This window comes from Pedobacter immunditicola, from assembly GCF_037482985.1.
Taxonomy (GTDB): domain Bacteria; phylum Bacteroidota; class Bacteroidia; order Sphingobacteriales; family Sphingobacteriaceae; genus Pedobacter; species Pedobacter immunditicola.
Genome location: NZ_JBBHKC010000003.1, coordinates 526,086 through 537,963, shown reverse-complemented (window position 1 = coordinate 537,963; position 11,878 = coordinate 526,086). Strand labels below are relative to the sequence as shown.

Annotated in this window: 10 protein-coding genes; 7 read left to right on the top strand and 3 right to left on the bottom strand. The window is 40.9% G+C overall.

Annotated features, from left to right (window positions below; genetic code table 11):
- Positions 1–268: 268 nt before the first annotated feature.
- The 3 genes from WG905_RS07465 to WG905_RS07455 form a co-directional block, all read right to left on the bottom strand.
- The gene (locus tag WG905_RS07465) at positions 269–1,111 is read right to left on the bottom strand and encodes a M23 family metallopeptidase (protein WP_339591084.1); all 843 of its coding nucleotides are present in this window, start codon (positions 1,109–1,111) and stop codon (positions 269–271) included.
- An 89-nt stretch (positions 1,112–1,200) separates the two neighbouring features.
- Complete coding sequence (locus WG905_RS07460) at positions 1,201–3,792, bottom strand: ABC transporter permease (protein ID WP_339591083.1); 2,592 nt, start codon at positions 3,790–3,792, stop codon at positions 1,201–1,203.
- On the bottom strand, positions 3,773–4,489 hold the full coding sequence (locus WG905_RS07455) for an ABC transporter ATP-binding protein (protein ID WP_339591082.1): 717 nt from the start codon (positions 4,487–4,489) through the stop codon (positions 3,773–3,775). The genes WG905_RS07460 and WG905_RS07455 overlap by 20 nt, the downstream gene beginning before the upstream one ends.
- Positions 4,490–4,651: 162 nt before the next feature.
- Here WG905_RS07455 and WG905_RS07450 point away from each other — a divergent pair, with 162 nt between their 5' ends.
- From WG905_RS07450 to WG905_RS07420, 7 genes are all read left to right on the top strand, one after another.
- Positions 4,652–5,347, top strand: coding sequence for an arylesterase (locus WG905_RS07450; RefSeq protein ID WP_339591081.1), 696 nt, complete (start codon positions 4,652–4,654; stop codon positions 5,345–5,347).
- Positions 5,348–5,388: 41 nt separating this feature from the next.
- Positions 5,389–5,802, top strand: a complete 414-nt coding sequence (locus WG905_RS07445; protein ID WP_339591080.1) for a VOC family protein — start codon at positions 5,389–5,391, stop codon at positions 5,800–5,802.
- Between the two features lie 206 nt (positions 5,803–6,008).
- Positions 6,009–7,247, top strand: coding sequence for an Nramp family divalent metal transporter (locus tag WG905_RS07440; RefSeq protein WP_339591079.1), 1,239 nt, complete (start codon positions 6,009–6,011; stop codon positions 7,245–7,247).
- A 17-nt stretch (positions 7,248–7,264) separates the two neighbouring features.
- Positions 7,265–8,281, top strand: coding sequence for an NAD-dependent epimerase/dehydratase family protein (locus tag WG905_RS07435; protein ID WP_339591078.1), 1,017 nt, complete (start codon positions 7,265–7,267; stop codon positions 8,279–8,281).
- Between the two features lie 3 nt (positions 8,282–8,284).
- On the top strand, positions 8,285–9,361 hold the full coding sequence (locus tag WG905_RS07430; protein ID WP_339591077.1) for a dihydrodipicolinate synthase family protein: 1,077 nt from the start codon (positions 8,285–8,287) through the stop codon (positions 9,359–9,361).
- A gap of 187 nt (positions 9,362–9,548) precedes the next feature.
- On the top strand, positions 9,549–10,703 hold the full coding sequence (locus WG905_RS07425; protein WP_339591076.1) for a dienelactone hydrolase family protein: 1,155 nt from the start codon (positions 9,549–9,551) through the stop codon (positions 10,701–10,703).
- Between the two features lie 53 nt (positions 10,704–10,756).
- Positions 10,757–11,878 (top strand): right-handed parallel beta-helix repeat-containing protein, encoded by a 1,122-nt coding sequence (locus WG905_RS07420; protein ID WP_339591075.1) that lies wholly within the window; start codon positions 10,757–10,759, stop codon positions 11,876–11,878.

Below are 11,878 nucleotides of genomic sequence, written 5' to 3'. Positions count from 1 at the left end.
TCATGATCAGGCTCTTTCTTTTAACGGGAATTTAGGATTAGTTTCTCTAAATCATGTGTAAAATCTTTTTGAGTTTATTCACAAAAGACTGATGGTCATACGATCATTAAGGTTACACTGACCGATCACTTAAGTGTCCCTAAAAACAAAGGCATACCTAAGTCGGTACTGAGACCGGACTTTCATCGGTTTTCCGGTACCAGGTCAGTAGCAGGTCCCTGTCAGGTCGCTGTTTGCTCAGCCTCATTTTTCAGCTTTCTACTGATGATCAGTAAGGGAACACCTGAAGAAAGGAAAGGGAACCGGTATCACCCATGGAAACATGTTGTCCGGCGGCCACCAGCTGACTGTCGAGGTGTGCATAATACAAATTAATAGACCGGTCATCAGGTTTCAGAAATACGACTTTACCGCCTAAATTATTGATACCTACGTGGCTGATGGTGCCCTTAGCTGCAGCCACTGCAGGGGTAGCACGCGATGCAAATATATCTATGCCTTCGTGTTTTCTTTCCCCAGCATCCCTGCCGTCACCAAAAAGGCTGCTGATGCTTTGTTTAGCTGCTGCAACCGGGTTAGCGAGGGAAGGTCCTGCCCTTAGCTGCAATTCATAAGAGAAGGTTACCAGTAATTCTGGTTGGATACGGAGCAGGTAGTTTCCATTTTCCTCGATATTATAAGTAAGGGAAGTATCACCGTCTTTGAGGGATTGAAGATATTCATAAGCGCTGCTGGTGTCTGGTAGAACTTTAAAGAGATCGATAAAAAAACGGGCACTGTCAAGTCCCTGTAAGGTTATATTTACCTGTAGCTGCTCACCGTTTTTTGCTTCAAATAAAAAACCGGTAGCTTCCGGATTTTCACTGGTGAAATAGGCTTTTTCCAGGTAGGGGATACTAATTTTCATGGGTTGCTTCATACTTCTTTCAGCAGCGTTTACCCATTTTTGATACAAGGTACTGCCGCTTAAACCTGCAGCTCTTAATTTCTGTTCATAAGCTTCGTGTGGGCTCGGCTTTTTGAACAAGGCGCTGCTGATTTTTTCATTACAGGAGCTCAAAGAAGAACTTAAAATTGCGAATACGATCAGGTGAAAAATTCCGGGTTTCATATAAGCATAAACAAGTATAGCAAGAAAAGGTTGAGTGAAGACCCGTATCTCTCCAGCCCGTTCATACAATCACAGCGTCTAAACTTGCTTTAAGAATTCAATACTTCCAATGGAGGGTGCGTAAATACTTTCTTACTGCTGAATACGCCGGTAATAACCACAAGCAAACAGATCATGGAAAATAGGATGGCAATGGGCCATAATGGTGGCGTAAAGCTGGTTTCAAAACTATAGGTTGCAAGCGCCCAGCTTCCTGCCAGGGCAAGGATCATACCAGCTCCGGCAGCCAAGGCTCCCAAAAATAAATACTCCAATGCCGTTATGGTCAAAATCTGCTTTCTGCTGGCTCCAAGTGTCCGCAACAATACACTTTCCTGTAAGCGTTGCGTTTTACTGGTGAGTACCGCTGAAATTAGTACTATCCAACCTGTGGCCATACTGAATGCGGCCATAAACTTGATGACAAAGCTAATTTTTGAAAGTACATTATCAAGCACCTTCAATACCAATTCCAGGTCAATAACCGATACATTAGGAAAACCGCGGACCACCGCTGCCTGGAAGCTGGCCGAGGCTTCACTGGAAGGCACACGTGTCATCAACACATGAAACTGTGGCGCATCCTCAAGCACACCTGCAGGGAATACCACGCGGAAATTGGTTTGCATCCTGCTCCAGTTCACCGTTCTTAAACTTCCAACAATAGTAGGGATCAATACACCTTGTACATTAAAGGTAAGTGTATCACCAATTTGAACATTGATGCGTCTTGCATAGTTTTCTTCCAGAGAGATGTACACCGGCTCCTCAGGGTAATTAGCCTTGCCTGTCCAGGTTCCTTTTACAATTTTTTCCGCTTCAGTTAATTTTTCCTGGAAAGTTACTCTCAATTCTCCTCTAAAAGCACGCTGGGAGGGAGCAAGGGTGTCCTGCTTTGAATTTTGGAGGCTGTCAGTTGTTGCTAAATCTGCTGCTGTTTTACCATTAACTTCTACTATCCTCACGGTAATGATCGGCACCTGGTTCATCACTGGAAGTTTAAAATCGGTGGTTAACTGGGCAAGTGCTGCTTTTTGACTGTTTTGAATATCAAACAACACCATATTGGGCTGTTTTTCACCTGCAGATAAAGTAACCCGGTTGATCAGGATGCCCTGTACAAAGAACAGCGTACAGATAAATGCTGTAGACAACCCAATAGAAACAGTAAGCATTAGAGTCTGGTTGTTAGGGCGATAAAGGTTGGCAAATCCTTGTCTCCATAAATAGCTTACTCCGTTAGGCATTAACTTGCGTACCATCCACATTAACAGTCCGGATAAGGTAAACAACAGTAAGAAAGCAATTAGGATGCTAAGGGTAAATACCATGGCCTCCAGCCAGTTATTCATTTGTAAATAAGTGAATACAAATACAAATAGCACGATTAATAAATAAACAATCCATTTTAAAGGATCTATATTTTGGTGTATCTTCTCAAATGATAGTCTTAAAGCATTTAAAGGGGAAATGCGGCGTACGGAGAGCAGCGATGGCAGCGCAAAAAGGATAGAAATGATGACACCCAAAGCAATGCCCTGCGCTATGGCAGACCAGGAGACCTTCATGGTGATTTCTACCGGTAGAAAATCATTTAAAACCACAGGCAGCAGGTACTGTATGAAAGTACCCAGTATAGCACCGGCTACTGCACCGATCAAGCCAATGAAAAATAGTTGGATCAGGTAAATTAAAAAGGCCTCTCTGGCTTTGACCCCCAGACAGCGTAATGTCGCTATGGTACCGAGCTTTTCACCAATGTAAACATGGATGGCACTTCCTACACCAATACAGCCAAGTAATAGCGCTACGAAACCTGCAAGGGCAAGGAAACGGTTCACATCCCTGAATGAGCGACCAGTATCTTCTTTGGTTGATTCTACGGTTTCGGCATCAAGGCCTTCTTTATCCAGTTGCGGCTGTATTTTTTTAACCAGGCTTTCTACGGTTGAAGGCTTATTGAATTTGAAATAATACTTATAATGAATGCGGCTGCCTATTTTAGTTAGTCCGGTTTGCTCAAGGTACTTTAAAGGGATATAAACAACAGGGGCAATGGTGGAAGTAATGCCCGTTTGTCCGGGTACTTTATCCAAAGCAGCTTCAATCACAAAAGTAAGGGCACCGACTTTAATAGAATCACCGGTTTTAGCATTGAACTGAAGCATCAAAGTTTTATCTACTAACGCCTTTTTTCCTTCTCTGAAACTGTTTGCAGCGGGTGCAGGTGTTGTTTCGATGTCGCCATAAAAGGGGTAATTTCCCTCTAATGCCCTGATTTGCACCAGCCTGCTGCCTTGATCTTTGACAAAATAAATCATGGAAGCAAAACTTCTTTCAGTAGCCCTTTCATTACCAAGGGTATCCAGCATGGCTTTAGCCATTTTGCTTACAGGCTTGCGGGTATCAATGATCAGGTCTGCACCGGTAAGGATTTTTGCTTGGTTGTCTATGTCACGCTGCAGATTATCCCTAAAAGAATATACGGCAACTAGTGCTGCTATACCCAAAATGACGGATGAAATAAATAGTAATAACCGTGACCTGTTGCGACGACTGTCTCTCCAGGCCATTTTAAATAGCCACCTTACATTTACAGGCCTGTTAAATAATGTTTTGTCCTCAGGCATATGCTGTTTCATCTGAAAGTATCATGCCTCCTTTTATTTTTATGATCCGGCTGGTGCGTGATGCCAGTTCCTGATCATGGGTAACAATGACCAAGGTAGTGCCAGCATCCCTGTTGAGATCGAACAACAGTTTTTCGACTTTTTCGCTGGTTTCTGCATCCAGGTTTCCTGTAGGTTCATCAGCAAAAAGTATAGCCGGTTTATTTGAAAAAGCACGGGCAATAGAAACCCTTTGTTGCTCTCCACCTGATAGCTGCACCGGGTAATGATGGGCTCGTTCTGCAAGTCCGACTTTATCTAATAAATCCATTGCAATGGGGCGGATATTTTTTTCACCCCTTAACTCCATCGGTACCATCACATTTTCGACAGCTGTGAGGGTAGGCATGAGCTGGAAGTTTTGAAAAATGAAACCTACATAACGGTTCCGCACTGCAGCCCTTTGATCTTCATTTAGCTTATCTAAATTGATCCCATTCAGCATCACCGTGCCAGAACTTGCTCTGTCAAGCCCTGCACAAAGACCCAAGAGGGTGGTTTTCCCACTGCCAGAAGGACCTGTAATGGCTAACGTTGAACCGGCAGCGACTGAAAAGTTGATGTTATTAAGTACAGTAAGCTCTTTACCCGCACTGTTATATATTTTATAGACATTTTCAATATGAAGGATATTTTCTGCAGACATATAAGGATGAATCGTTAATTTCAACAAATAATAGTTTTTGATGACCTAAGATTAAAGGTTTTTTTAATCGGATAGTTATTAAACATAACGCCTGATCAACTGTTAAAGATACACAGTAATCAGTTAAACTGTTTATATTAAAAGGTTAAACCAGTAATTACTAAATTAGATTTATTTATCGAATATATGTTACGTATTAATTGTATCAGTACTTTGGCTATATGTGGTATCCTGCTTTCGGGATGTAGTAATAATGAAAATAAAGATAACGGACAAATGAATGTCAGGCCTGCAGAAAACGCTCCTGTTTCTACCGATGTGCCGGTAAAAGAGCAAAATATTCTTTTTTTTGGAACAAGTCTTACGGCGGGTTATGGCCTCGATCAAAATGAGGCTTATCCTGCCCTAATACAACATAAAATAGATTCTCTGGATTTACCCTATAAAGTGATCAACGGGGGACTGAGTGGAGAGACTTCGGCTGCAGGCAGAAGCAGGATCGACTGGCTGCTTAAGCAGCCAGTCGCTGTATTTGTGTTGGAGTTAGGGGCTAATGACGGTTTAAGAGGCATTCCTGTTGCTGAAACTACGGCCAACCTACAAGCTATCATTGACAAAGTACGAAAGCAATATCCGCAGGTTAAGCTGGTGTTAACGGGGATGCAAGTGCCACCAAACATGGGTCAGAAGTACGCTGCTGATTTTAGGGAAATGTTCAAAAAACTTGCTGAGAAAAACAACATGGCATATGTACCTTTTCTGCTGGAAGGGGTAGGTGGGGTACCTAGGCTCAACCAGGATGATGGCATACATCCTACTGCGGAAGGACAAAAAATACTGGCAGAAAATGTTTGGGTTGAATTACAGTCGGTATTGAAATGAAAATCTGAATCTTATAAATTGCAATACATAACTTTATTCTGATGAGAGCAAGACAAATGTGGTTTAACCTTCCAGTGAAAGATATCCAAAAAGCAAAGGTATTTTATAAAGAAATTGGTTTTACCCCGAATCCGATGCATGAAAACGCTGATCACATGGCGAGCTTTTTTATCGGAGAAAAACAGGTCGTGATGATGCTTTTTCCAGAAGATACATTTAAACATTTTACGGGTCATGAAGTATCAGATACCAGTAAAGGGACAGAAGTTTTATTAAATATTGACGCAGATAGCAGGGAAGAGGTAGATGAAATGTGTCAGATAGTCCGTAATGCCGGTGGCAAGATATATACCGAACCAATGGAAGCCCAAGGCTGGATGTATGCCTTTGGCTTTGAAGATCCTGATGGCCATCGCTGGGCTATGCTTCATATGGATATGACTAAAATGCCTTAAATATTATTTAAAATTATTTTCCATTTAAAACTTGTTAATTAAAATAATTTATATCTTCGGGTACGTAAACGCTCAGAATTTGAAACTTCATCTTTTCTTTTTTTAGCGAGTATGAGTCAAAGCTGGCAATCATGTGTGCGTACACTATCTTACTAGCCCACATCACATAAGTAACCAGATATGTATAACATTAAAAATATCATGTTATGAAAACAGAACTACTTGAAGTAGAAGTAAAAGAGCGGTTTTCTTTTAAAAAATTCATGCTTTCCCTGGGCCCGGGAATAATTACAGCGGCACTGGTTTTTGGACCAAGTAAAATGACGATTACGTCAAAGCTTGGTGCCGATTACGGCTATAGCCTGCTCTGGATTGTAGCATTGGCTATATTCTTTATGATAATTTTCACTTCTATAGGAGCAAGAATTGGTGTCGCAACCAAAAAGTCACTTCTGAATACCATCAGGGACAAATGGGGAAATAAGGTGGCCATCGCAATAGGGTTGGGTGTTTTTTTTGTTACAACCTCGTTTCAGGCCGGAAATTCAGTAGGTGTGGGCTTAGCTGTAGCGGAAATCACCGGCACTTCGCCGGTGATGTGGATTGTTGTTTTCAATGTGATAGGAATCAGTTTACTTTTTTTTAGAAGCTTTTATAAGGTCCTTGAGAAGTTGATGATTATTCTGGTTGCAATCATGTTGTTTTCTTTTGTGACTACCTTGTTTTTGGTCAAACCAGATATACAAGAGATAACAGTTGGGTTTTTAAAGCCTTCGGTTCCAATTGGCTCTGTTGGGTTAGTTATTGCATTCTTTGCTTCCTGTTTTTCTATTGTTGGGGCTTTTTATCAATCTTATCTGGTGCAGGAACGAATTAAGCTCAATCCTGAAATTGTGGAAAAGAAAAGCAATAGCATTACCGGAATCCTTATTTTAGGTGTAATGAGTGCTATCGTATTGATCTGTGCAGCTGCAGTTTTAAATACCCAGGGCATAAAGGTCAACAGCGCCTCAGATATGGCCAAAGCTATCGAACCTTTATTTGGCAATTATGCTTCCGCGCTTTTTCTGATCGGTTTGTTTGGTGCTTCATTTTCTTCTTTGGTAGGAAACGCTACTGTTGGTGGCACCCTTATGGGAGATGCCCTCGGATACGGGAGTGAATTAAATTCCAAACCTGTAAAAGTTGCAATTGCGCTGGTTATGTTTTTTGGGGCGGCAATTGCCATCATTTTCGGAAAACTTCCATTGGAACTGATCGTTTTTGCGCAAAGCGTAACCATCTTTTTAGTACCGTTTATTGGGGTCGCCATGTTCGCCATATCAATTGATGCCAAAATTATGGGTAAGTATAAAAACACGAAAACCACAACGGTATTTGGCTTTATAGGCTTGCTGATCCTTATCTTTTTAGCTTTTAGTAACGTAAAGGAACTGTTTTATTAAAAATTATAAATAATTATATGACTGATTTAGAATTATTAGAACAAGAATTATTGAAGCCCTCAGACGCTTTAATTTCAGATATGTATAAAATAGAAGGGGATATTCTTCTGTTGGGTGTTGGTGGAAAGATGGGTCCTAGCATGGCAAAACTGGCCAAGCAGGCGGCTGATCAGGCGGGAATAAAAAAACGTATCATTGGGGTTTCCCGGTTCACAGATACGCAAGCCAGGGCTTCACTTGAAGCTGAAGGCATTGAGACGATTGCTGCTGACTTACTAAATGAAAAAGAACTGGCGGCTTTGCCGGATGCGAAGAACATTCTTTATCTGGCAGGCAATAAATTTGGTACCACAGGAAAAGAAGCTTTTACCTGGGCTATGAATACCTATTTGCCAGGTAGGGTAGCTGAAAGGTATAAAGATTCCCGTATCGTTGCTTTTTCTACCGGTAATGTTTATCCATTTACAGAAGTTATTTCAGGGGGTTTGTCTGAAGATCACGTACCTGCGCCAGTAGGTGAATATGGCCAGTCTTGTTTAGGTCGTGAACGCGTATTTCAATTCTTCTCTGAAAAATACAACATTCCTACATTGATTTACCGTTTAAACTATGCCATTGATCTTAGATATGGTGTATTGCTGGAAGTGGCCAAAGCCGTGCTTTCAGGCACAGCGATCGATTTGTCAACAGGTAACGTAAATGTAATATGGCAGGGAGACGCCAATGAAATTGCAATACGTTCATTACTTCATTGTGATGTTCCTGCACAGTTACTCAATGTAACAGGTCCTGAAACCGTCGCTATAAAATGGGTGGCTGAACAATTTGGCAAGCTTCTCGATAAGGAACCTGTCTTTTCCGGAGAAGTACAGTCCACTGCACTATTAAGTAATGCCTCAAAAGCACATCAATTATTTGGCTATCCGCGGGTGACAATAAGAGAGATGATTGAACTTACCGCCTTGTGGGTAAAAGAAGGAGGGGTTACTTTAAATAAACCAACACATTTTCAAGAACGTCAGGGTAAATTTTAAAATATGAGTACACCAAAATTATCAGCGGCCAAACTAGCCTTATTAAATAATGGAACATTTATTCCTGCCCATCCATTAGCTTTAAATGAGGACAAAAAGTTGGATGAAGACAGGCAAAGAAATTTAACCAGGTATTATATTGCGGCAGGAGCAGGTGGAGTTGCAGTGGCTGTGCACAGTACACAGTTTGAGATCAGGGATCCAAAGATTAATTTATTTGAAACTGTATTGAAACTTGCTTCAGATGAAGTTGATAAAGCACAGTTAGACAGGCCTTTTTTAAAAGTAGCCGGCATTTGTGGTTTTACTGCACAAGCGGTTAATGAAGCTGAAATTGCCTTGAAATATGGCTATGATTTAGGTCTGTTAAGTATGGGCGGTTTGCAGGACTGGACGGAGCAACAAATTCTGGATCGGGTAAAAGCTGTTGCCGAAATAATACCGGTATTTGGGTTTTATTTGCAGCCAAGTGTGGGTGGACGGATATTTAGTTATGATTTCTGGTTGCAATTTGCTGAAATATCCAATGTTCTCGCCATCAAAGTAGCTTCCTTTAACAGGTATCAAACGCTGGATGTCGTGAGAGCGGTTTGTAATTCAAGCAGAAGAGATGAGATTGCTTTGTATACAGGCAATGACGATAACATCATTCCAGATCTGCTCACAAAATATCGCTTTACCGTTGATGGGGAAGTTGTAGAAAAGGAATTTGTAGGTGGTCTTTTAGGTCATTGGGCTGTTTGGACTCAAAAAGCTGTTTCCTTATTTGAGGAAATAAAGGCTTTCAAAGAAGGTAAAGGACTTGCTAGCCAAGCCGAGTTATTAACCCGGGGAATTGAAGTAACGGATATGAATGCTACGATTTTTGACCCCGCACACCATTTTCATGGCTGTATACCTGGCATTCATGAAGTATTGAGAAGGCAGGGCTTATTACAAGGTTTGTGGTGCCTAAATGATAATGAGGTTTTGTCGGAAGGCCAACTCGAGGAAATCGACCGGGTTTGTGAGGCGTATCCCCATTTGATTGACGACGATTTTGTAAAAGAATTTTTGAGCGAGCAAACCGTTGGTAAGTAATAATCTATCGGCAAATCAACTATCACCAAATTTTAAGAAGCACCTACACGTCGGCCATGAACCAGGCCGACGTGTAACCTTAGAACTAAGTCTTTAATTTTATGCTCAACAACCAATTAAACAACTAACCTTTCTGCTGCTATTCGTCGTATTTCAATCAGCTTATTCTCCAATAAATTATATTTCCATGAAAACAGAAATACAATATTTAAAAGCCACTTTGGTGCTTTTTACCATCTTAGTCCTCTCCATAACCGGAAAGGCACAGTCCGTTTCAAAAGTTGATACTACCTCCGAAATATGGACAAAAATATCCCCATATTTTGCTCCTCCGGCTACGTATAAGGATGAATATGGTGAATTCAGGTCACCTTTGAAGTTTTATAATGGAAAGGAAGTTAAAACTGCTGCCGATTGGGGAAAACGCAGAAAAGAAATCTTGAAAAATTGGAATAAAATGCTTGGTAAATGGCCGCCTTTTCTTAAAGAACAGAATTTACAAGTCCTGGAAACCGTAAGAAAAGATGGTTATACCCAACATAAGGTAAAATTTAAATGGACCCCCAATGAAACCACTGAAGGGTATCTCTCCATACCCGATGGAAAAGGTAAGAAACCGGCGGTCATCACGGTTTTTTATGAGCCGGAAACTGCGATCGGACTTGGAAAAGAAGGCCGGGATTTTGCTTTGAAACTAACAAAAAGGGGGTATGTAACTTTATCACTTGGCACCAAAGAAGCTTCATTAGCTCAAACTTTTTCTATTTACTACCCTAGCATAGAAAAGGCAGAAATAGAACCACTTTCAGCGCTGGGCTATGCTGCAGCGAATGCATGGTATGCACTTTCACATGTTCCTGAGGTTGACTCGACCAAAATAGGGATTATGGGGCATTCTTTTGGAGGGAAATGGGCGATGTTCGCCTCTTGTCTGTTTGATAAATTTGCCTGTGCAGTCTGGTCTGACGCTGGGATTGTATTTGATGAAACACGCGTAGCAGTAAACTATTATGAACCCTGGTACCTTGGCTATCATCCTAAACCATGGAGAAAAAGAGGAATGATCACGGCTGGTAATCCTGTTAAAGGTTTGTACCCTAAACTGGTTGAAAAAGGCTTTGATCTGCATGAATTACATGCTTTAATGGCACCTCGTCCTTTTTTAGTATCAGCTGGCTCTGAAGATCCGGTGAAACGATGGATTCCCTTAAACCACACTATAAAAGTTAATCATCTACTTGGGGTTAAAAACAGAGTGGCAATGACCAACAGGGAATTACATGCTCCTAATCGAGAATCTAACGAACAAGCCTACCTGTTTTTAGATTACTTTTTGAAATAAGCGCCAATACCTATGGTATCGATTCTAGATTTTAACCCCACAAATTATATATCATGAAGGTCTTATTTGTTTTTTTAGCCCTATTCATCCATAGCTACACCAATGTAAATGCTGGGATGATAAAGTATGTTGCTCCGGTGGCTACCGGTGATGGTAGTGGAAAATCTGCGACACATGCAGCAGATTTTCTAAACCATAAATTCTGGTCGGATGTGCAGACTGCTTTGAATAAACAACCTGTTACCGTTAAATTCTTAGGAGGAAATTATTTACGTGCTTATACTGAAAAGCCCTTGGTGATAGAGAAGATGGGTCATCCTAAAAATCTTTTACTATTAGAAGGAACGCAAAGCACCCTGTTTACAGTACCAACAGGCTATCCGAAAAAATCAGTATTGATAGATCTTAGAGATGCGGAAAATATAAAAGTTAAGGGTTTTCATTTTACGGGTAATGGCAGTTTGGGCTATGCACTAAGGGTGACTTCAACATCAGGTAATACAACTAAAAATATTCTTATTGAAGATTGCACCTGGCTTGACATGAGGGGAATTATATATGGAGCCACAGGTGCGCATCAAAAGGGGACGAGTAACGTCACCTACAGGAATTGTACTTTTAAACGGGTAGGGGTTGACAGTCATTCCCATTTTATGTATCATTCTTATCATGCTTCAAATATTCAAGTATTAAATTGCCATTTTGAAGATTGCACTGGTGATTATGTTCGTTTCAGATCAAATTGTGATTATGGTACTGTAAAGGGTTCTACCTTTGTAAGGAATGCAGATTTCCCTGCTTATCCGTTTATATCTGTCCCATTGTTTAATAATATTGATCCTGGTGACGAAACTTTTGCTACCAATTACACTTTTACAGGTAACACTTTTATAAACACCAAAAACGCCATTGCTTTTCACCACTATGGTTTTGATCCGGCAGGGTTAAATTATCTGCTAACGGAAAGTGAAGGAAACCTTTTAACTAAAGGTACAGATGAGCAGAAGAGAAAACTTCTATCACGGCATTTCAAGATTAATTTAGAAAAGGTTAAGGTCAGCAATAACAACTATGCTGGGGTTATCGCTCATGTGGTTGTAGGAAGTTTTCCAAAATATGGGGCAAAGACAAAAGGCTGGAGTGGGTGGGCCGATCTCAGCTCACTAATCAAGTAA

What these genes read in the sequence shown, in the direction of transcription:
- WG905_RS07430 (WP_339591077.1), top strand. Translation starts at nt 8,285, where the DNA reads ATGAGTACACCAAAATTATCAGCGGCCAAACTAGCCTTATTAAATAAT.
- WG905_RS07445 (WP_339591080.1), top strand. Translation starts at nt 5,389, where the DNA reads ATGAGAGCAAGACAAATGTGGTTTAACCTTCCAGTGAAAGATATCCAA.
- WG905_RS07440 (WP_339591079.1), top strand. Translation starts at nt 6,009, where the DNA reads ATGAAAACAGAACTACTTGAAGTAGAAGTAAAAGAGCGGTTTTCTTTT.
- WG905_RS07435 (WP_339591078.1), top strand. Translation starts at nt 7,265, where the DNA reads ATGACTGATTTAGAATTATTAGAACAAGAATTATTGAAGCCCTCAGAC.
- WG905_RS07450 (WP_339591081.1), top strand. Translation starts at nt 4,652, where the DNA reads ATGTTACGTATTAATTGTATCAGTACTTTGGCTATATGTGGTATCCTG.
- WG905_RS07420 (WP_339591075.1), top strand. Translation starts at nt 10,757, where the DNA reads ATGAAGGTCTTATTTGTTTTTTTAGCCCTATTCATCCATAGCTACACC.
- WG905_RS07425 (WP_339591076.1), top strand. Translation starts at nt 9,549, where the DNA reads ATGAAAACAGAAATACAATATTTAAAAGCCACTTTGGTGCTTTTTACC.
- WG905_RS07465 (WP_339591084.1), bottom strand. Translation starts at nt 1,111, where the DNA reads ATGAAACCCGGAATTTTTCACCTGATCGTATTCGCAATTTTAAGTTCT.
- WG905_RS07460 (WP_339591083.1), bottom strand. Translation starts at nt 3,792, where the DNA reads ATGAAACAGCATATGCCTGAGGACAAAACATTATTTAACAGGCCTGTA.